This is a genomic window from Vibrio sp. WZ-1, assembly GCF_052037695.1.
GTDB lineage: Bacteria > Pseudomonadota > Gammaproteobacteria > Enterobacterales > Vibrionaceae > Vibrio.
This window is the reverse complement of the sequence record NZ_JBQEQR010000051.1, coordinates 21,422-40,756: the sequence shown is the minus strand read 5'-3', so window position 1 is coordinate 40,756 and position 19,335 is coordinate 21,422. Positions and strand designations below refer to the sequence as shown.

Genomic DNA, 19,335 nt, shown 5'->3' with positions numbered 1-19,335 from the left:
ACTGAGTGCCCTTACACTCACATTGAGTTAGGTCACGTTCCCTGTTTCGAATTTAAACAATTCATTTATGACGTTGGGAATCATATCATTTACTAATGACAGGCTCTAATTGGATCAGGATAGACGCCAAACCAAATTTTTCCAAAGGAACGCATATGTGGGCACAAAAAACTCTGCAATTAAAAGCACGTAGTCGAGGCTTTCATCTGATCACTGATGAAATTGAACAACAATTACCACAAATCCAATCGCTTTCAGTAGGTTTGTTACATTTATTCATTCAGCATACGTCTGCCAGTTTGACCTTAAATGAAAATGCCGACCCGACTGTGCGTATGGATATGGAAGCTCACTTCAATAAGTTTGTGCCTGAGCGTGCGCCTTATTATCAACATACCTATGAAGGTGATGATGATATGCCAGCTCATATTAAAGCGTCTTTACTTGGCAGCAGTGTGACAATTCCTATTCAAAATGGGCAATTAGCGCTGGGAACATGGCAGGGTATTTACTTAGGCGAGCACCGTGATTACGGTGGCAGTCGTCGTGTTATTGCCACCATCAATGGTGAGTAACTCCAATAAAATAAAGGCCAACCACTGGGTTAGCCTTTATTTTATATCGATTTAGAACGGTTGGTTTATCATCACCCGGAAAGTACCTTCATCGGCACCTTTTGCCATTTCAGTTCGAACCACAATCCCTTCCACTTGGAAGCGCACTGCGCCACCAATGCTCCACTTCATATCTTCATGTAGCGCTTTAAGATTGTAATCGTCAGCGACTCGCCCCACCTCAACAAACGCCACCCACTGCCACCAAGGCAGATCGTAGTAGTTGATAAGAGGAATATCATCGAGCGGCTGCCAGTCCGGCAATACTCGATATTCTGCAGAATAGTGAATCGCGCTACGTCCATGATAACGGCCTGCGGTATAACCGCGCAGGCGATATAAGCCACCTAAACGTACTTGCTCTTGCTCAGGTGGTCGACTGCAAGCTGCACCATCACACTGATTCCAAGTTGGCGTATCCGCAGTGTAGAAATCAAACGCCAGCACTTGTTGATCAAACCAATCGCCTAACGGACCCAACGAGTAATACTGACTGTTTTGGAACTCCCACTTCAACCATAAGTCTTCTGACTGTAAGCTCTCCGCTCCCGTAGTTAAGTCAAACGAGGTATGAGAGCCTCGAGTGGTATTACGTACACTATCGCGGTTGTCCCAATCAAATGTTAGGCTAAATCCCGTCGCCTCTTCTTTCTTATTATTATAAATCTCTAGCTCACGAGAAGAATAGAAAGGCGTAAAAATAATTGAGCTGACACCGGAGTCAACTGGCGAAGCAAAACTTACATCGCGAACCGGTTGGAATGCCCCCAGTAAACCGTGTTCATACACATTGCCCCAAGGGAGTAAGTACTTAAACTCTAACTTGTAGTTTTCTTCAAACCCATTGGTCACCGTTTTATTCTCTGTCGAAGAACTGTTTGAACCTTGGTCGCCTAGGTAGTAAGGATTGTCGTTAAAGCGCGCTTGGTACATTTGGGTGCTAAACAACAAGTTTGATGACAAAGCATAATTGAAAGCAGATAGAAAACCGACGTAGCTGTCTTTCTCTGAATACAACCCCATACCAAACAGTGCCGCTTGTGGCTGACCAACACCTTTCGCAACACCAGCAAGGCCGACCGTGCTACCTAAGGTTTCGGTACTGAAATAGAAAGGGACAAATGCAGAGTCTTTTTCTTTCGCGACGCTTTGTTGGGATAAAAAAAGGCTGGCAGAAAATGCCAGCACTAAACATATTTGGTTCTTCATGGGCTACTTCGTGTATTCCATTTCAACGCGAGAAGTCAGCTTAGTCACCAGCTCATAAGCAATAGTCCCTATGTGACTTGCTACTTCCTCAACTGGTAAATCCTTACCCCACAAAATGGCTTCATCGCTCACTTTGTCAGTCGCATCGGGTCCTAAATCGACCGTCAACATATCCATAGACACGCGACCAGCGACTGGCACTTTACGTCCGTTAACTAGAACTGGCGTACCATTTGGCGCTGTTCGCGGATAACCATCGCCGTAACCAACCGCAATGACACCGACTTTGGTGTCTCGCTCGCTAGTCCACATACCACCATAACCGACGCTTTCACCTTTCTTCACTTCGCGTACTGCGATCAGGTGCGACTTGAGCGTCATGACTGGTCGATAGCCCATGTCTTGCGCTGTTCGGTGATTAAATGGTGAAACACCATACATGATAATCCCAGGACGAACCCAATCAAGTTGGCTCTGTGGCCATGCAAGTAAACCTGCCGATGCTGCTAAAGAGCGCTCGCCCTGACAACCAGCGGTCAACGACATAAACAACTCAATTTGCTCTGTCGTGATATTACTCTCTAGCTCATCTGCACAACCAAAGTGACTCATGTAACGCAGCGGCTTTGCTACATTTGGACAAGCATTTAATCGACTAAGAAATTCATCATATTGTTCCGGCCTTACCCCGAGTCGGTGCATACCACTGTCGATTTTTAACCACACGACGACTGGGGTCTCCAGCTCAGCTTGCTCAAGAGCTGCGAGCTGCTCCTCACAGTGAACAACCGTTTGAATGTTGTTGGTCACCAAAACGGGTAGATCACCCGAGGAGTAGAAACCTTCGAGAAGAAGAATCGGCTTTACGACACCACAAGCGCGAAGTTGAAGCGCTTCTTCGATTCGAGCGACACCAAATGCATCAGCGTGAGTGGCATGCTTAGCGACATGACGAAGACCATGACCATAGCCATTCGCCTTCACCACCGCCATTACTTTGCTTTCTGGTGCTTGTTCTTTTACGCGTTGTAAGTTGTGTTGCAGTGCTGACAAGTCAATACATGCCATCGCGGCTTTCATATAGCTCATGGTATTACTCATCATCAATATCAAATGCTGGGCCCGCGTAGTTATCGAAGCGCGAGTGTTGACCTTGGAAGGTTAAGCGAACCGAGCCGATAGGGCCGTTACGTTGCTTACCAAGAATAATTTCTGCCGTACCTTTGTATGGGCTATCTGGGTTATAAACCTCGTCACGGTAAATGAACATGATCAAGTCGGCATCCTGCTCGATAGAGCCCGATTCACGCAAATCTGAGTTAACTGGGCGTTTATCGGCACGCTGCTCTAGGGAACGGTTTAGCTGCGATAGTGCAACAACTGGTACGTTCAATTCTTTCGCCAATGCTTTCAAAGAACGCGAAATTTCCGCGATCTCCAAAGTACGGTTATCAGAGAGAGCAGGAACACGCATTAGCTGAAGGTAGTCGACCATGATCATCGATAGGCCACCATGCTCACGAGCCACACGACGTGCTCGAGAACGCACTTCTGTTGGTGTTAGACCAGAACTGTCATCGATGTACATGTTTTTCTTCTGCATCAGGATACCCATGGTAGAAGAAATACGAGCCCAATCTTCATCATCCAGCTGACCAGTACGGATTTTAGTCTGGTCAACGCGAGATAGGGATGCAAGCATACGCATCATCAACTGTTCGGCAGGCATCTCTAACGAGAAGATAAGTACCGGTTTGTCTTGGTCCATCGCCGCGTTTTCACACAAGTTCATCGCAAAAGTGGTTTTACCCATCGATGGACGTGCCGCTACAATGACCAAGTCAGAACCTTGCAGACCTGCGGTTTTCTTATTGAGATCATTAAAACCAGTATTCACACCGGTCACGCCATCTTGCGGCGTTTTGTATAGCATCTCGATACGCTCAAGCGTTTTTTCGAGAATGTTATCAACGTTTTGCGGACCTTCATTTTCGCTGGTTCGAGACTCTGCGATAGCGAAAACTTTACTCTCCGCCATATCGATCAAATCTTCAGAGCTTCTTCCTTGCGGGTCGTAACCAGCGTCTGCGATTTCATTCGCTACGCCAATTAGGCCACGAACAATGGCACGTTCAGCGACAATATCCGCATAGGCATTAATATTGGCAGCACTTGGCGTGTTCTTAGCAAGGTCAGCTAGATATGCAAAACCACCAACATCATCGAGCTGCTCATGGCGTTCTAGGTGCTCTGATAAAGTAATCAGATCCAGTGGTTTACCCGCCTCAAGAATGGTCTTAACGCCTTCAAAAATCAGACGGTGAGGACGACTGTAGAAATCACTACTAACAACACGTTCAGCAACAGTGTCCCAGCGTTCGTTGTCCAGTAACAGACCACCAATTACTGATTGCTCGGCTTCTAGTGAGTGCGGTGGGACTTTGATTGCGTCTACCTGACTATCTGAAGGTTTGCGATTTCTATTTTCCGCCATGACTTTGCTCGATAACTACTAATGACCCGAGATTATAACCTTAAACCTAACCAAGATGCTTCCCTGATGAGACAATTAGTTGTCAGGAATTCAACTCGCCAATAGGTATTGAATTTCGTTTGGGTCTAATAAAAATTAACCGACCATTGACCAAGTAGACTATATGTATCAGTATCATTCCCCTCCTTTTATCAACATCCGAGGTATTTGTGTCCCGATACTGGTTACTTAGCTTTGGCTTGCTTTGTGCAGGTACATCGTATGCCGAAGAATCAGTACAATCAGAGCAAACCGTCAAAGCTCCTGACCCGCTGAAAACTGAGGTCGAGTTCGGCTATCAAGCTCACACAGGTAACACGGATTCACGTTCCTTAAATGCTCGCCTTAGCGCAGAGTACACCGCCGGACGACACCGTTCGAATGGAGAATGGAAGTTCTATAATCTATATAAAGATGGCGAAGAAGATAAGCGCTCCTCAACTTATAGCGCTCAAACCGACTATAAGTTAGGTCCAAAAACATATTTCTACGGCAGCTTTAAAGGTGTGGACTCTCGCTACAGTGCTTATTTCAAAGATTACACATTTTCTGGCGGTTTAGGTTATCAATTCTCTTACACAGAACAATTTGTATTAGAAGTCGAAGTGGGGCCAGGTTTTCGTTACCAAGAGCCTAACTTAGATGAGATTGATGACGATGACATTATCTTCCCAGATATTGTCCAAGAAGGTATCTTCCGAGGCAATATTAATACCTCGTGGCAAGTGCTCGACAACCTGAGTTTTTCAGCCGACGTCACGCTAGTTGCAGGTAAAAGTAATACCCGAGTTGATAGTGATTTAAGCATCACCAATGATATTACTGAAGATATTGCATTGAAGCTTACTCACTCACGCCAATATCACGATAAAGTGCCGGAAGGATTGGAAAAAGCTGACAGTGTCTTTTCTGTAAATCTACTATTTCTGTTTTAACACCAGCTTCCATTTTCGTATATTTCAGGCATAAAAAAGCACCTCATAAGAGGTGCTTTTTAGTATTTCGTCTTGGTACTGAATTACTCAGCAGCAACAACTTGTACGTTCACAGTAGCGAAAACTTCTGAGTGAAGTTGAACGCTGATCTCGAACTCACCAGTGTTACGTAGAGCACCTTCAGGTAGGCGAACTTCGCTCTTAGCAACTTCAACGCCTGCAGCTGTGATAGCGTCAGCGATGTCACGAGTACCGATAGAACCGAACAGTTTACCTTCGTCACCAGCTTTAGAAGCGATAACAACAGCTTCTAGAGCGTTAACTTTCTCAGCACGTGCTTCAGAAGCAGCTAGTTGCTCAGCAACTTTAGCTTCTAGTTCAGCGCGACGAGCTTCGAACATTTCAACGTTGCCTTTAGTTGCCATAACTGCTTTACCTTGAGGGATAAGGAAGTTACGAGCGTAGCCAGACTTAACGTTTACTGTATCGCCAAGACCACCTAGGTTACCGATTTTATCAAGTAGAATAACTTGCATTGTTTAATCCTCTTTCTTAATAAAACGAACCGATTACTGATGCTTGTCAGTGTACGGTAGTAGAGCTAGGTAGCGAGAACGCTTGATAGCGCGAGCTAGTTGACGCTGGTACTTAGCGCTTGTACCAGTGATACGGCTAGGTACGATTTTACCAGCTTCAGTGATGTAGTTTTTAAGAGTTGCTACGTCTTTGTAATCAATCTCTTGTACGCCTTCTGCAGTGAAACGGCAGAATTTACGACGACGGAAGAAACGAGCCATGGGCTATCTCCTGATCTTAAATTTGAGTAATGTTGTCGGCGTGTAACACTAATTTCCCAACGCCATTTCGGCCGGTCTGATAAGCGACAAAACCACTTACCTTAATGTTACTGCCTTGTACTAAATTCTGAGTTAATGCTTGTGACCCAAGCCCACTAACGACTACCGGCATTCGACAATAAACTTGTCGTGGTAGGTCAGCTTCGATAACAGTAGAGCGATGCTCTAACCAAAATCGACAGTGTTCAATGCCACCAGGGCTTTTACTACGAATGGGCGGCTTGGCAATGGTGCCACTCAGCTCCATTCGGTTGGTCATAAGAAATATTACTCAGCAGCTGCTTCTGGCTTAGCTTCAGCACGCTCTTCGCGACGAGGAGCACGCTCTGCACGCTCTTCTTTCTGCTTAAGCATGATAGATTGCTCAGTGATAGCCGCTTTAGTACGCATGATCATGTTACGTAGAACTGCATCGTTGAAACGGAAAGCAGTTTCTAGCTCATCGATTACAGCTTGGTCAGCTTCAACGTTCATTAGAACGTAGTGAGCTTTGTGAAGCTTGTTGATTGGGTAAGCCAGTTGACGACGGCCCCAGTCTTCTAGACGGTGGATTTTACCGCCAGCTTCAGTGATTGAACCAGTGTAACGCTCGATCATGCCAGCAACTTGCTCGCTTTGATCAGGGTGCACCATGAATACGATTTCGTAATGACGCATTGGTTGCTCCTTACGGATTATTAGCTTCCACGATTGGCTCGGTCGTCCAGAGGAAGCAAGGAACTAAAGAAAATTGACCGAGTTTTAAGGAGCACGAATAGTACAGAAAGGACGCAAAATAGGCAAGTGATTATTTGCACACCATGATGGATATTTTTGCTTAGCTCAAGCCAGAAATAGCAAAGGCTACCAGCAAAGTGGTAGCCTTATTAATCCAGTGCGTTCTTGCGCTTATTCCCAGCCTTTATTTTACTTGAGCAAGTTCAGTGCGCATTTTGTCAATCACTTGTTTGTAATCTGGCTCGCTGAAAATAGCCGAACCCGCTACAAACATGTCTGCGCCCGCTTCTGCAATTTCACGGATGTTCTCTACTTTCACACCACCATCGATTTCTAGGCGAATATCACGACCAGACTCATCAATCATCTTACGTACTGCACGTAGCTTATCTAGCGTGTGAGGAATGAATGATTGACCACCAAAACCAGGGTTAACTGACATCAGTAGAATTAAATCAACTTTGTCCATGATGAACTCAAGGTGTGCAAGCGGAGTTGCAGGGTTAAGTACCACGCCAGCTTTACAACCGTGCTCTTTGATAAGTTGGAGGGTGCGGTCTACATGCTCAGATGCTTCAATGTGGAATGTGATCATCGACGCACCAGCCTTTGCAAAGTCAGGGATGATACGATCAACAGGCTTCACCATTAGATGAACATCGATTGGCGCAGTAATGCCGTAATCACGTAATGCTTTACACACTGGCGCACCAAAAGTCAGGTTTGGTACATAGTGGTTATCCATAACGTCGAAGTGCACCACATCCGCACCCGCTGCGAGTACTTTCTCTACGTCTTCACCGAGACGAGCAAAATCAGCCGATAAAATGGATGGAGCAATTAGAAAATCTTTCATACCTGACCTCAGTAGTGGCGAGCAAACAGCAAATAATTTGCGCGCAATTCTACCGAAGCCAGTGGGGAGATCCACTATTTAGATGCAATAGTGTGAGAACTAAGAGTTCGATTTATCCGCGTTTGATGCACGAAATAGAGCAAGCAGCTCGTCAACTTTATTACGACCGCTGCCGTTGCGGCTGATAGTACGCTTCACTTTTACCACATTCAGCTCTGCGCCATGGTATAGGCGACGCGTTAATGTTGTGTCGTGGTTAGAGATCAGAACTGGAATGCCGCGTTCAGTCGCCGCTTTCTCTGCAATATCAGCCAATGCTGCTTGGTCATCAAGCGTAAAACCATTACCCGCATACGAGGTAAAGTTCGCCGTGTTCGATAGTGGCGCATAAGGCGGGTCACAGTAAACTACACTGCCCTTACGTGCTCGGCTGAATGTTTCTGGGTAACCTTCACAGACAAAAGTCGCTTTCTTCGCTTTTTCAGCAAAGAATTCCATCTCTGCTTCTGGGAAGTACGGCTTCTTGTAAGAACCAAATGGCACGTTGAAGCCACCCTTTTTGTTGTAACGGCACAAACCATTAAAACCAAAACGGTTCATATACAGGAACGCCAGAGAGCGGTACATCACGTCATCAGTTTTATTAAACTCAGCGCGAATACTCAAGTAGGCTTCTTTGCGGTTATTCTCTGCAACAAACCAACGCTTCGCTTCGGAGATATACTCTTCAGGACGCTCTTTCAGCAAGTTGTAGAGGTTAATTAAATCTGGATTAATGTCCGCCAGTAGATATTGGTCGTAATCGGTATTAAGAAAAACCGAACCAGCCCCAACAAAAGGTTCAACTAGCTTTCGAGCCGGTGGCAAATGACGTTGGATGTCTTCAACCAGACCGTACTTTCCTCCTGCCCACTTCAGAAAGGCTCGTTGCTTTTTCATCTACTGCTCTATCTATCGACCAAAAATTAAGGCTGCGGAATGTAACATATTTTTCAGCGAAGCTCAGGATTATTTCACCCGCTCGATCTCACGCTGAACTTGTCTTAACGATTTTGCCCATGGGCTCAACGCTTTGAGTGAAGACGGCAAATCATCTACCGCATCTCTAGCCTGCTGAATGGTTGGGAAATCTTGATAAGTAATGATGTACCAATCAGTGTTGTTTCTAACGGTCGGATAAATTCTTACTTTATCGTTAAGTTGGTAGTCATCTAAAAATGATTGTACATCTTCTAAAGAGGTCATAGCAGCTAATTGCAAGGTATATGCTCTAGGAGACAGAGCTTTTAATTCTTCTTTAGCAAAGGAGAACTGAACAATCGGCGGTGAAGCAACCTCTGAATCAGGAGCATTAATGTCTTCCGTGGCTTCAGGTCGAATCACTTCAATCAATGCCGAACTTGCACCACTAGGCGCTTCGCTTTGAGTCGATGTAGACTCTACGACTTGCTTTATTTCTGTTGTATCTGCCGTTTCAGGCTTACCTTCAAGTAATGCATCAACAACATCAGATTCAATAATAACTCGCTGTTGAGTATCTTCATTACCGACACTCGCTACCTCATCGACAATGGCAGGCGGCAGCGCATCCGAATCATCTTGAGCCCCTACCACATCCAAAGAGGGATCGACACTGTGATCTAGCGGCGTTAAGTTTTCCGCTTTTTTAGTTTCTTCATCACGCGGCTCAGATAACGTTGGTATTGCCGTCTGTTCCAAAGCGCCGGCTATTTGCTGCGCTTTATCATCAGGCGTTGGTTGATTGAGCATCCACCAGTATCCTCCAGCCGCAAGAAGCAACAATGCTAATACAACAATAGCAATTTTAATTGGTGAACCAACTATAGAGCGGATTATGATCCTTTTTTCCACTTTTAAATCCCCTAACGCCATAATGTCACCAGGAATTGGACTGACTGTCTTAAAAGCAGCCCGCGTACGCTTTTCATTGTCATCATCAACATAGCGCATCACCAGTGACTCGAAGAACTGCCTTGCTTCCATTTCAGACAGCATATCAATTTCAAGTTCAACCGGTTTAAGTTCTTGCCCGTAACTCACTCGTTGTAGAACGTTCTCTAAACGACCTAATTGGGAAAACAATATGACATTAATTTTCCAACTTGGGTTTGACTGAGCAGCCAATACAAGCATCCACAACTCAGAAATAATAGCTTCACTCAATAGATGAGCATCATCGACAACTATCGCTATGTCACAAGATTCACTATCTAGAATTCGCTCCATACTATCTAGCAAACTATCTTGTTGATTGAAAAGCGCATCACTCACAATTTGACTTAAAATCTGCATACGACGCTGGGTATCATCCTGGTTGGGATGACACAGCAATAAGCACTGATTCTTATTCGTGGCGCCAACTTCAAGATATCGTTGGGCTAGCCATGACTTTCCGAATCCAACATCGCCATTAACCACAATAAGGTTAGAGCTAAAGTTGCTCAACATTGCGAGGCGATGTAATAAATCTGTTTGAGAGTCTAATTCTAAAATATGAGCTGCACTCATTCGTTAACCCTAATAATGCATCAATGACGCCTTAAGGCGTCACTGTTTAGGTTAAATATCGCGACCGAAGTCGATAGCTTGTTTGATTATGTCTTGCGGAGTGTCCGCGATAACTTTAGCGCTACCAATCCCAGTTGGTAGAACTAAACGCAGCTGACCGGATAAGACTTTCTTATCACGCATCATATGCGTCATAAAATCATCAAAGCTCATGGTATCTGGGGTGTGCACTGGCAGTTTTGCACGACGCATAATGGTAATAATGCGATCCAGCTGTTGCTGCGAAATCAAGCCACGTAAGTGCGACGCCTTCGCTGCCATAACCGTACCTGAAGATACCGCTTCACCATGTAACCAGTTACCGTAACCCATTTCAGCTTCAATCGCGTGACCAAAAGTATGACCTAAGTTCAGCAGCGCTCGAATGCCCGACTCTTTCTCATCTTGAGCTACAACTTCCGCTTTGATTTCACAGCAACGTGCGATGGCGTAAGTCAGTGCTTCTTCATCCAATGCATATAGACGGTCAAGGTTCTCTTCTAACCAGTCGAAGAAAGCGCCATCGTAAATAATGCCGTACTTGATCACCTCTGCAATACCCGCAGCGAACTCACGCTCTGGTAGCGTCGATAGGCAGTTGGTATCGATGATAACCGCTTTAGGTTGGTAAAAAGCACCAATCATGTTTTTACCAAGCGGATGGTTCACTGCTGTTTTACCGCCAACCGACGAGTCCACTTGAGACAATAATGTGGTTGGAATCTGAATGAAATCAACACCACGTTGGTAACATGCTGAAGCAAAGCCAACGAGATCGCCAATCACACCACCACCTAGCGCAATAATCACTACGTCACGAGCATAGCTTCCTTCTAGTAGGAAGTTCATGACTTGATTAAATGTGTCTAAGCTTTTGTATTGCTCACCATCAGGTAATTCAAGCAATGAGGCATCACAACCAAGCTGTTTTAGCTGGCTAAGAATTTTTTCCGCGTACAAAGGAGCAACCGTGACATTACTGATCACGACGACTTTCTGATTGGCATTTTTGTTTGAAAGAATTTGAGAAAGGTACGCCGGGTCTTCAAATAACCCGGCGCCAATTGAGATTGGGTAGCTACGCTCTGCTAGATTGACCGTAATCCGTTCCATCGGTGTGCTCCAATTTGAAAAAGATAAATGCTTATCTCTCTTCTAGCATTTTTACGATCTGGTTGGCTACCACTTTTGCACTCTGATCGTCAGTACGAACTGTGTAATCCGCTACTTCTTCGTATAGAGGGTTACGTTCGCCTGCCAAACTTTCCAATACTTCACGAGGGTTGTCAGTTTGAAGTAGAGGACGCTTCTTGTCGCGGTTTGTGCGAGCAAGTTGCTTTTCAATAGTTGTTTCTAGGTAAACAACAACACCACGTGCTGAAAGACGGTTGCGGTTTTCTTTGCTCTTTACAGAGCCTCCGCCCGTTGCTAGCACGATGCCTTGCTCTTGAGTTAGGTCTTCAAGTACAGCTTCTTCGCGTTTGCGGAAGCCTTCTTCACCTTCAACATCAAAAACCCAAGCGATATCCGCACCCGTGCGTTCTTCGATCACTGTATCAGAGTCCACAAACTCCATATGCAGTTGCTGTGCTAGGTGTCTACCAATTGTACTTTTGCCGGCGCCCATTGGGCCAACAAGGAAAATATTACGTTTCTCAGCCATATTTAGCGGTAATTTACAACGTTAATTCAATAAGATCGCCACAAGAAAACACAGCTAAACCGCTGTTATACAAGGCTTGTGGCACCAATTCCTCACAGATAATTCGTGATAAGACCCGAAATTATCCAAGCATGATGCCACTAATGCAACTTTATTTTTGATCTGATCGCCTTTTTATCTGTGAATCGGTCACTGAACGACTACCTTAGGTGTCACAAAAATCAGTAGTTCACTCTTACCCACATTTTCATAACTTCTTCGAAATAGCGCCCCTAGCAATGGAAGATCTCCTAGCAGGGGAACCTTATCCACTGTGTTAGTAACATTGTGCTGAAATATTCCACCTAACACGACGGTTTCACCATTATTTACAAGCACTTGAGTCCCTATGCGCTGCGTATCAATCGCTACAGCTTCGCCTGTACCCGTTTTAACGACCTTGCCTAAACGGTCTTGGGTCACACTCAGGTCTAAAACCAACCGATTATCAGGGGTAATTTGTGGGGTAACTTTTAGACTTAATACTGCTTTTTTGAAAGTGATGGAAGTAGCCCCACTGGAAGATGCTTCGAGGTAAGGAATTTCTGTACCTTGTTCTATGTAGGCAGGCTTTTTGTTTGTTGTAACTAGACGCGGACTTGAGATAATTTCCGCCTTAGATTCTTGTTGTAGAGCGGAAAGCTCCAAATCTAACAGTGTATCGGAGCCCAACTTAGCAACTTGAAAGGCAATACTCGTTGCACTAGGCGAAGTCGCTGCCAGGTTTACATTTAAGAAATCATCAATCCCAACAGTATTCCCATCTTCACCATCCCCTCCCTCGTCATAGAGACCAATCGAAGCTAAGTTGTTTTCAATTGAGCCACCTACCATATTGTTACCATTTATAGAACTAAAGCCCCAGCGAACACCAAGTTCATCAAGATTACCTTCGTTCACGGTTACAATTCTGGCCTCTATCTGAACCTGCTTAACGGGAATATCTAGCGACTCAACGATATCGCGTATCACTGCAATATTTTCTGGCAGCTCCCGAATAAGTAGAGAGTTAGTACGCTCATCAATGGTCATACTACCTCGATTGGAAAGCATACTGATATTCCCTTCACCATTAATCATCTCCGCAATATCCGAAGCTTTGGCGAAATTTACTTTGATGATTTCTGAGGTTAGTTCCCCAATTTCTTCTTCTAACTTTTGCTTCTCTAGCTGTTGCTTTTCACGTAAGTCCAGTTCTTCTTTTGGCGCAACGAGAATAACGTTGCCATCAACGCGTTTATCAAGCCCTTTAACCTGTAGAATAATGTCCAATACCTGCTGCCATGGCACACCATCCAGACGTAACGTTAAGTTTCCTTCAACAGAGTCAGAGACAACCAAATTGAAATCGTTATAGTCTGCTATCAACTGCAAGACATTTCTGACTGGTATGTCTTGGAAGTTAATAGAGATTAGCTTGCCCTCCTTCGCAAGGATACTTTTATCAGGCGCTTTCTCATTTGGTTTTAATCGCGCAACTTTGACCTCAAGATATCTACCCGTGAGCCGGTAGTCATGCGAATAATCGCCTTCAACATGAGCCAATAATCTCGTTGTTGCAGCATCACGGAAGACTTCAACACTATCAACGGCAGTTGCAAAGTCTTTGACATCAAGAAGGTAAAGTTGATCATCTTTTACAGACGTATTAAGAAGGTCAATACTCAACCCTTCTTGAACTCGTTTGACATCAACGACAGCGGCAGGTGATGCGAGCTCAACAACAATAACCGCCTCTTTATCTTTGTTACTTCTGAAATCAATGCTTCTCAGGGCGTTGGACGAAGACTCATCTGCCCAAATAGCTGAGGAAAACAATAGCAGTCCACACAACCATAAGAATTCTAATAACTTCCTGTATCTCAATGTATTTCCTTGTTTCATTTCACTTACTCAATTCTTGTAATCAAAGCGATATAACTCATCTCAAAGCCAACTTAACCTTGCGCTTTTGCCAGCAACCTAAACCATCGGGTAAGGTTTCGTTTATCAACAGGTATGAATGCGACACATGGGTGACTTTGCCATTATTCTGTCCAATATACTGACCAGCATGCACTTTATAGACAGTCCCATTCGGAGCTTGAACTAACCCAGAAACACTGCTTCCCATTCCCATAACTCCTTTAAGCCTTAGTTGACTCAAAGGAAAATGTTCTAGCTTGCTACTTCGTTTACGTTTGGAAGGTTGCCAGCAATCGTTACGAGCAACTGGTTGTGATGCGATAGTCGCCTCTTCAGGTAAAGCAAAAGGCTCTCGCTTTGAGCGAGGTAAATAAGGTGCGATAAGAAACTTTTTCTCCGGTTTTAGCTTCGCGACATCGATACGGGCTTCAGATTCAACTTGGCGAATATAGTCCGATAAAGACTCATCATTTGCGTTGCAACCGACAAGTGACATACAAGCAAGCCATAACCCACAGTTAGCTCTCATTATTCTTTTCCTCAGGGTTAAACTGGAATGTGCTCGCCCTCACTCTAAAATGTAACGTTTCGCTTTCTTGGCTTACCCTTTGCCAAGTGAGATCCTGAAAGGTAATAATTCGAGGAAGAGTCGCAATTGCTTGAGAAAAACGACCAATATCATGATAGCTGCCTGTTAGTTCGATATTTAATGGCAAACGATATAAGAATCGCTCAGGTTGCTTATCACCCCAGTCTATCCTTGCAAACGTAAGGTTGTTATCGATCCCAAGTTCATTAACAGAAGCCAGCATAGTGGCAAGCTCTTTTTGCGCTGGAAGCTGTTGGAGAAGATATTCATAACGTGTCGTTAGCTCATCAAGTTGAGACTGTAACTGAGGTAATGCTGCCACTTTATTTGCCTTAATCTTTAGGACAACTTTAAGTCGACGCTCTTCTTCAACCAATACATCAAGCCGCTCTCCTTCAGTCTTTAAAAAAAACCAATAGCCCAGTCCTTGCAGTAATAATGCAAAAATGATGATAACAAAGGCTTGCGGGACAATTGGCCAATCCGCAATTTCATCAAGTTCTAGCTCTTGCCAACTATTCATCTTGCTTACCATCCAAACCAATAGCTAAATGCTCACCTTGCTTAAACAGAAATGAAACTCTAAAAGTTTGAAATTCCTTTCCAAACCGAGACTTACCATGAACAATTGAGTGCATCTCCACATCCATCAATTCTGTAGACTTTTCCATTCGATCAAGCATAGTTGCTAAGCGAGAAGTGCTATCGCTTATCCCACTTATCTCTACCGCAAGGTTGTCCATTTTAATTTTGTCGACATAAACTCCCGACGGTATGGTATTAGGTAGCAAACTCATAAACTCCGTCGTTTTATTCCTTCCTTGTTGTAAGCTCTCCACCTCTTTTAGGCGTGTAAGAATTTTGCTGTGCTCCTGTTCGGCAATTTTCATTTCCTCAATACGCTTATCTAAATCAGCAATGTAATGCTCGAGATAATCCAGCCGTTCTTGTTGCTGTTGTTGCTGATATGAAAAATACTGCTTAATGCCCATCTGCACACAAAAAGTGGCTAAAAAAGCAAACAGAATCAAAACCATGAATTGACGGCGATGCGCTTCTCTTTTCTGCTCTCTCCAAGGCAGTAAGTTAACAGGTTGAAGCATTTCCCCTCCTTAAACACTTTATTGCTCTGACAGCAATGCCTGCAGCGGCTGTGAAGCTTTGCCCATCTAGATCTCTTCGACGTTTTGGTGGAAGCTGGATGTCGAAGTGCTCAAATATGTTAAGGATTTCACAGCTAATATTTAGCCTTGTAGACAGCGTTTCTGATAGCATCGGTGTCGACGCCTTTGAGCCTGACAACCAGATACCTTGAATATCATTGGAACCCGATACAGAAGCGTAAAGTTGAAATTGCCTCTGGATTCTTTTGGCAACTTCATTATTAAAGCGATCGGTAACTTGTATTTCAGCATCCTCACCATCAGGGAGGCTCTTGTCTTGAATTAATGGCTCAAAAGAGTTCCAAATAAACTCTTTATGAAATAGCTCTCCTTCCGTATTGAACATCGTTATCGAGCCATCACGATCTCTTACATCCACAAGACAAAAGTTGCCTTTTTCAGGGAAGCGCTCCGCTGCTAATTGCCATATTTCTCCTGCAACCTGAGCATGCACATCAACCACTACGGGTTTTAAGCCCGCTTGTTCCAATAATTTCACCCTGCTATCAACCAAATCCTTTCTAGTAGCAAATACCTGATATTGTCTATTTTTATTAGCCAGGACTCCCCCACCACAGGGGACATAATCCAAGCTAAGCTCATCGATAGGAATTGGAGATTGAAGAGAAAAGGCTTGTGCCACTGCAAACTCAACTTCGCTCTCTTCTAATTCACTATCTAACTGCAAAACCTTTGAGATAACAGCACTATCTGGTACAGCTATCGCTACTTTTCGATGAAATAACGGCAGCGACTTTTTTATCTCTTTTAGGGTATTTACAATTTCTTGATGATTTATGAGTTGGTTTTCAGCGACAATGTCGTCGTTTAGTACAATTTCTTTAAAACCAAGCAGGGAAAAGCTCTTCTCTGTTGGTTTTAGTATTACGGCTTTGAGGCTGCGATGAGTAATATCAATGCCAGTAACTAGTAACTTATCCATGTAGACTCTCGCTCCGAATTTTATTCGTGCAAAGGTTGTTATTAGCACCCAAATAAGAGTTAATACCTCTGTTGCTAATTTTTTGACCTAGAGTACAAGGGTTTATAGTTATACAGCCTCAACCAATCAGGGATTCTCCGGTGAAGTTCATAAAGCGTTTATTTTTATTAACATTGATTTGCATAATTCTTGGAGTGACCACTATTTTTGGTTTTTATCAATACGTAAAACCAGAATTACCAGATGTGGCCACACTAAAAAATGTTGAATTACAAACACCTATGCAAGTTTATAGTCAGGACGGGAAGCTGATCGCACAGTTTGGCGAAAAGCGTCGCATTCCTGTAACTTACGATGAGATTCCTCAAGAACTCATCAATGCGCTGATTGCTACTGAAGATAGTCGTTTCTACGAGCACCCTGGTATTGACCCGATCGGTATTACTCGTGCCGCAGTTGTGGTTGCCTTATCCGGCTCAGCCAAGCAAGGTGCGAGTACCATTACTCAGCAGCTAGCTCGTAACTTCTTCTTATCTAATGAGAAGAAAATCATGCGTAAAGTCAAAGAGATTTTTATTGCAATTCACATTGAGCAGCTTCTTTCTAAACAAGAAATCATGGCGCTGTATGTCAACAAAATTTTCCTTGGCTATCGCTCATATGGCTTTGGCGCAGCAGCACAGGTCTACTTTGGTAAGAGCTTAGGTGAACTAACTCTAAGTGAAATCGCTACGCTAGCAGGTATGCCAAAGGCACCTTCTACAATGAACCCGTTATATTCGCTAGAACGTGCAACTAAACGTCGTAATGTTGTTTTAATGCGTATGCTCGATGAAAAGTACATCACGCAAGAACAGTACGATGAAGCTCGCTCTGAACCGATTGTTGCTCGTTACCACAGCGCTGAGATTGAGCTTTCAGCACCATACGTCGCAGAACTTGCGCGCTCATGGGCGGTAAAAGAATATGGTGAAGAAAAGGCTTACACGTCTGGTTTAAATATCTACATGACCGTAGATTCAAAGCTGCAAGATGCCGCCAATAAAGCCGCAATCAACAACATCCTTGCTTACGACGAACGTCACGGTTACCGCGGAGCTGAAAAAGTATTGTGGAAAGAAGGCGAAGCCGCTTGGGATATAGAACAGATTGAAAAACATCTGAAGAAACAGCCAACTTACGGTCAACTCTATCCAGCAATTGTCACCAAAGTCGACGAAAAGTCTGCACAAGTTTGGGTGAAGAATAACGATGAGCAAACCATCGCTTGGACTGGCATGAACTGGGCTCGTAAATACCTGACCGATGAACGCCAAGGTGCCGTGCCAAAATCAGCGAAGCAGATCTTGGAGTCAGGCCAACAAATTTGGGTTCGTGAAATCAGCACAACTGATAAAGAAGGTAACACCACGCATAGTTGGAAGCTAAGCCAAGTGCCAAGTGCAAACACAGCATTTGTAGCTATGAATCCAGAAAACGGTGCCGTGCTTTCTCTGGTTGGTGGTTTCAACTTTGTTCATAGTAAGTTTAACCGTGCGACGATGTCTGTGCGTCAAGTTGGTTCAAGTATCAAACCTTTCATCTACTCGGCAGCAATCAATAAAGGTTTAACGCTTGCGTCATTGGTTAACGATGCACCAATCAACAAATGGGATGCAGGCTCTGGTTCAGCATGGCGTCCAAAGAACTCGCCACCGACTTACATCGGCCCTACTCGTCTGCGTATCGGCCTAGCTCAATCTAAGAACGTAATGGCGGTACGAACTCTGCGTGAAGTTGGCTTAGATGAAACTCGTGAATACTTGACACGCTTTGGTTTTGATATTGATGAAGTGCCACGCTCAGAGACCATCGCATTAGGTGCTGGTAGCTTAACTCCAATGAAAGTGGCACAAGGCTACTCAGTATTTGCCAACGGTGGTTACTACGTAGAGCCGTTTTATGTTGACCACGTAGAAGATTCATTCGGTGAAGTGGTATTTAAGGCTAACCCGAAAGTGATCTGTCAACAGAACTGCCCTCAACTGCCAGAACAACTAGAAGATAAGTTTACCGCTGAATTTGGTGAGCAAGATGTCACGGCTGATAACATTGCTCCAGACAACGCACTAGAAAACGACACTCCACAATACGCGAAGCAAGTTATCTCAGCGCAAAACGCATTCCTAATGCGTGAGATGATGTACAGCAATATCTGGGGTGGTGGTAGCTGGCGTGAAGGCACGGGTTGGAATGGTACTGGTTGGCGCGCACAGAAACTGGATCGCAGAGATATTGGTGGTAAAACAGGTACTACCAACGATTCGAAAGATACTTGGTACAACGGATACGGGCCTGGCATTGTCGCAATTGCATGGGTTGGTTTTGATGACCACTCTCGTACGCTAGGTCGAACTACGGTGAACAGCAATCTAGGCAAAGGCCAAATCTCTGGTGCTGAGTCTGGAGCAAAAACTGCAGAACCAGCGTGGATTGATTTTATGCATGTAGCACTCGAAGGTGTACCACAACAAGGTAAGGCTATCCCTGATGATATCGTTCGTGTGCGCATCGATCGTGACAGTGGACTGCTGACACATAAAGTCGATGGCACGTCGATGTTTGAGTACTTCGAGAAAGGTACTGAGCCAACAGAGTACGTCGGTAATAGCCTGGAAGACAGCATCTACTCAGGCGGTGGTGGTTCAGAAGAGCTATTCTAATTCTGTTATTGAGAAACGAAAAAGGGAGCCATTGGGCTCCCT

At 44.4% G+C, this 19,335-nt stretch carries 20 protein-coding genes; 3 read left to right on the top strand and 17 right to left on the bottom strand.

Annotated features, from left to right (window positions below; translation table 11 throughout):
* Positions 1-155 precede the first annotated feature (155 nt).
* Positions 156-575: a secondary thiamine-phosphate synthase enzyme YjbQ gene (locus tag ACTS60_RS03550; RefSeq protein WP_038865477.1), complete on the top strand. Its 420-nt coding sequence runs from the start codon at positions 156-158 to the stop codon at positions 573-575.
* A gap of 51 nt (positions 576-626) precedes the next feature.
* Here the strand turns inward: ACTS60_RS03550 and ACTS60_RS03545 are convergent, their stop codons facing one another.
* From ACTS60_RS03545 to ACTS60_RS03535, 3 genes are read right to left on the bottom strand one after another with little or no spacing between them, the layout of a single operon-like run.
* The gene (locus tag ACTS60_RS03545) at positions 627-1,823 is read right to left on the bottom strand and encodes a BamA/TamA family outer membrane protein (RefSeq protein WP_440887155.1); all 1,197 of its coding nucleotides are present in this window, start codon (positions 1,821-1,823) and stop codon (positions 627-629) included.
* Positions 1,824-1,826: 3 nt separating this feature from the next.
* Positions 1,827-2,903, bottom strand: a complete 1,077-nt coding sequence (gene alr, locus ACTS60_RS03540) for an alanine racemase (RefSeq protein ID WP_440887164.1) — start codon at positions 2,901-2,903, stop codon at positions 1,827-1,829.
* 13 nt (positions 2,904-2,916) lie between these two features.
* Complete coding sequence (locus ACTS60_RS03535; protein ID WP_440887154.1) at positions 2,917-4,317, bottom strand: replicative DNA helicase; 1,401 nt, start codon at positions 4,315-4,317, stop codon at positions 2,917-2,919.
* A 209-nt stretch (positions 4,318-4,526) separates the two neighbouring features.
* Between ACTS60_RS03535 and ACTS60_RS03530 the strand changes: the two genes are divergently transcribed.
* Entirely contained in the window at positions 4,527-5,291 is a 765-nt protein-coding gene (locus ACTS60_RS03530; RefSeq protein WP_440887153.1) for a DUF481 domain-containing protein, read from the top strand.
* An 83-nt stretch (positions 5,292-5,374) separates the two neighbouring features.
* Here ACTS60_RS03530 and rplI read toward each other — a convergent pair whose 3' ends face one another.
* The 14 genes from rplI to pilM all read right to left on the bottom strand — a co-directional run bounded on the left by rplI (position 5,375) and on the right by pilM (position 16,591).
* Entirely contained in the window at positions 5,375-5,827 is a 453-nt protein-coding gene (rplI, locus tag ACTS60_RS03525) for a 50S ribosomal protein L9 (protein ID WP_440887152.1), read from the bottom strand.
* A gap of 33 nt (positions 5,828-5,860) precedes the next feature.
* A complete protein-coding gene (gene rpsR / locus ACTS60_RS03520) occupies positions 5,861-6,088 on the bottom strand; it encodes a 30S ribosomal protein S18 (protein WP_000090472.1) in 228 nt (75 codons plus the stop codon).
* Between the two features lie 16 nt (positions 6,089-6,104).
* Positions 6,105-6,407: a primosomal replication protein N gene (gene priB / locus ACTS60_RS03515; protein ID WP_021710728.1), complete on the bottom strand. Its 303-nt coding sequence runs from the start codon at positions 6,405-6,407 to the stop codon at positions 6,105-6,107.
* An 8-nt stretch (positions 6,408-6,415) separates the two neighbouring features.
* Complete coding sequence (rpsF, locus tag ACTS60_RS03510; RefSeq protein WP_010443890.1) at positions 6,416-6,805, bottom strand: 30S ribosomal protein S6; 390 nt, start codon at positions 6,803-6,805, stop codon at positions 6,416-6,418.
* 244 nt (positions 6,806-7,049) lie between these two features.
* A complete protein-coding gene (rpe, locus tag ACTS60_RS03505) occupies positions 7,050-7,721 on the bottom strand; it encodes a ribulose-phosphate 3-epimerase (RefSeq protein WP_128810022.1) in 672 nt (223 codons plus the stop codon).
* A 99-nt stretch (positions 7,722-7,820) separates the two neighbouring features.
* Positions 7,821-8,660: a Dam family site-specific DNA-(adenine-N6)-methyltransferase gene (locus ACTS60_RS03500; protein WP_440887151.1), complete on the bottom strand. Its 840-nt coding sequence runs from the start codon at positions 8,658-8,660 to the stop codon at positions 7,821-7,823.
* 69 nt (positions 8,661-8,729) lie between these two features.
* Positions 8,730-10,250, bottom strand: a complete 1,521-nt coding sequence (locus tag ACTS60_RS03495) for an AAA family ATPase (protein WP_440887150.1) — start codon at positions 10,248-10,250, stop codon at positions 8,730-8,732.
* A 51-nt stretch (positions 10,251-10,301) separates the two neighbouring features.
* Positions 10,302-11,402: a 3-dehydroquinate synthase gene (aroB, locus tag ACTS60_RS03490; protein WP_440887149.1), complete on the bottom strand. Its 1,101-nt coding sequence runs from the start codon at positions 11,400-11,402 to the stop codon at positions 10,302-10,304.
* A 31-nt stretch (positions 11,403-11,433) separates the two neighbouring features.
* Positions 11,434-11,952 (bottom strand): shikimate kinase AroK, encoded by a 519-nt coding sequence (gene aroK / locus ACTS60_RS03485; protein ID WP_010443904.1) that lies wholly within the window; start codon positions 11,950-11,952, stop codon positions 11,434-11,436.
* Positions 11,953-12,141: 189 nt separating this feature from the next.
* The gene (locus ACTS60_RS03480; RefSeq protein ID WP_440887148.1) at positions 12,142-13,875 is read right to left on the bottom strand and encodes a type IV pilus secretin PilQ; all 1,734 of its coding nucleotides are present in this window, start codon (positions 13,873-13,875) and stop codon (positions 12,142-12,144) included.
* 37 nt (positions 13,876-13,912) lie between these two features.
* Positions 13,913-14,425 carry a pilus assembly protein PilP gene (locus ACTS60_RS03475; protein ID WP_440887147.1) on the bottom strand — a complete coding sequence of 171 codons (513 nt, stop codon included), beginning with the start codon at positions 14,423-14,425 and terminating at the stop codon, positions 13,913-13,915.
* On the bottom strand, positions 14,415-15,008 hold the full coding sequence (locus tag ACTS60_RS03470; protein ID WP_440887146.1) for a type 4a pilus biogenesis protein PilO: 594 nt from the start codon (positions 15,006-15,008) through the stop codon (positions 14,415-14,417). Before ACTS60_RS03470 ends, ACTS60_RS03475 begins: the two co-directional genes overlap by 11 nt.
* Complete coding sequence (locus tag ACTS60_RS03465) at positions 15,001-15,588, bottom strand: PilN domain-containing protein (protein WP_440887145.1); 588 nt, start codon at positions 15,586-15,588, stop codon at positions 15,001-15,003. Before ACTS60_RS03465 ends, ACTS60_RS03470 begins: the two co-directional genes overlap by 8 nt.
* The gene (gene pilM, locus ACTS60_RS03460; RefSeq protein WP_440887144.1) at positions 15,572-16,591 is read right to left on the bottom strand and encodes a type IV pilus assembly protein PilM; all 1,020 of its coding nucleotides are present in this window, start codon (positions 16,589-16,591) and stop codon (positions 15,572-15,574) included. The genes ACTS60_RS03465 and pilM overlap by 17 nt, the downstream gene beginning before the upstream one ends.
* A 140-nt stretch (positions 16,592-16,731) precedes the next feature.
* Here pilM and ACTS60_RS03455 point away from each other — a divergent pair, with 140 nt between their 5' ends.
* Positions 16,732-19,293: a penicillin-binding protein 1A gene (locus ACTS60_RS03455; RefSeq protein ID WP_440887143.1), complete on the top strand. Its 2,562-nt coding sequence runs from the start codon at positions 16,732-16,734 to the stop codon at positions 19,291-19,293.
* Positions 19,294-19,335: the final 42 nt, after the last annotated feature.

What these genes read in the sequence shown, in the direction of transcription:
- ACTS60_RS03550 (WP_038865477.1), top strand. Translation starts at nt 156, where the DNA reads ATGTGGGCACAAAAAACTCTGCAATTAAAAGCACGTAGTCGAGGCTTT.
- ACTS60_RS03545 (WP_440887155.1), bottom strand. Translation starts at nt 1,823, where the DNA reads ATGAAGAACCAAATATGTTTAGTGCTGGCATTTTCTGCCAGCCTTTTT.
- alr (WP_440887164.1), bottom strand. Translation starts at nt 2,903, where the DNA reads ATGAAAGCCGCGATGGCATGTATTGACTTGTCAGCACTGCAACACAAC.
- ACTS60_RS03535 (WP_440887154.1), bottom strand. Translation starts at nt 4,317, where the DNA reads ATGGCGGAAAATAGAAATCGCAAACCTTCAGATAGTCAGGTAGACGCA.
- rplI (WP_440887152.1), bottom strand. Translation starts at nt 5,827, where the DNA reads ATGCAAGTTATTCTACTTGATAAAATCGGTAACCTAGGTGGTCTTGGC.
- rpsR (WP_000090472.1), bottom strand. Translation starts at nt 6,088, where the DNA reads ATGGCTCGTTTCTTCCGTCGTCGTAAATTCTGCCGTTTCACTGCAGAA.
- priB (WP_021710728.1), bottom strand. Translation starts at nt 6,407, where the DNA reads ATGACCAACCGAATGGAGCTGAGTGGCACCATTGCCAAGCCGCCCATT.
- rpsF (WP_010443890.1), bottom strand. Translation starts at nt 6,805, where the DNA reads ATGCGTCATTACGAAATCGTATTCATGGTGCACCCTGATCAAAGCGAG.
- rpe (WP_128810022.1), bottom strand. Translation starts at nt 7,721, where the DNA reads ATGAAAGATTTTCTAATTGCTCCATCCATTTTATCGGCTGATTTTGCT.
- ACTS60_RS03500 (WP_440887151.1), bottom strand. Translation starts at nt 8,660, where the DNA reads ATGAAAAAGCAACGAGCCTTTCTGAAGTGGGCAGGAGGAAAGTACGGT.
- ACTS60_RS03495 (WP_440887150.1), bottom strand. Translation starts at nt 10,250, where the DNA reads ATGAGTGCAGCTCATATTTTAGAATTAGACTCTCAAACAGATTTATTA.
- aroB (WP_440887149.1), bottom strand. Translation starts at nt 11,402, where the DNA reads ATGGAACGGATTACGGTCAATCTAGCAGAGCGTAGCTACCCAATCTCA.
- aroK (WP_010443904.1), bottom strand. Translation starts at nt 11,952, where the DNA reads ATGGCTGAGAAACGTAATATTTTCCTTGTTGGCCCAATGGGCGCCGGC.
- ACTS60_RS03480 (WP_440887148.1), bottom strand. Translation starts at nt 13,875, where the DNA reads ATGAAACAAGGAAATACATTGAGATACAGGAAGTTATTAGAATTCTTA.
- ACTS60_RS03475 (WP_440887147.1), bottom strand. Translation starts at nt 14,425, where the DNA reads ATGAGAGCTAACTGTGGGTTATGGCTTGCTTGTATGTCACTTGTCGGT.
- ACTS60_RS03470 (WP_440887146.1), bottom strand. Translation starts at nt 15,008, where the DNA reads ATGAATAGTTGGCAAGAGCTAGAACTTGATGAAATTGCGGATTGGCCA.
- ACTS60_RS03465 (WP_440887145.1), bottom strand. Translation starts at nt 15,588, where the DNA reads ATGCTTCAACCTGTTAACTTACTGCCTTGGAGAGAGCAGAAAAGAGAA.
- pilM (WP_440887144.1), bottom strand. Translation starts at nt 16,591, where the DNA reads ATGGATAAGTTACTAGTTACTGGCATTGATATTACTCATCGCAGCCTC.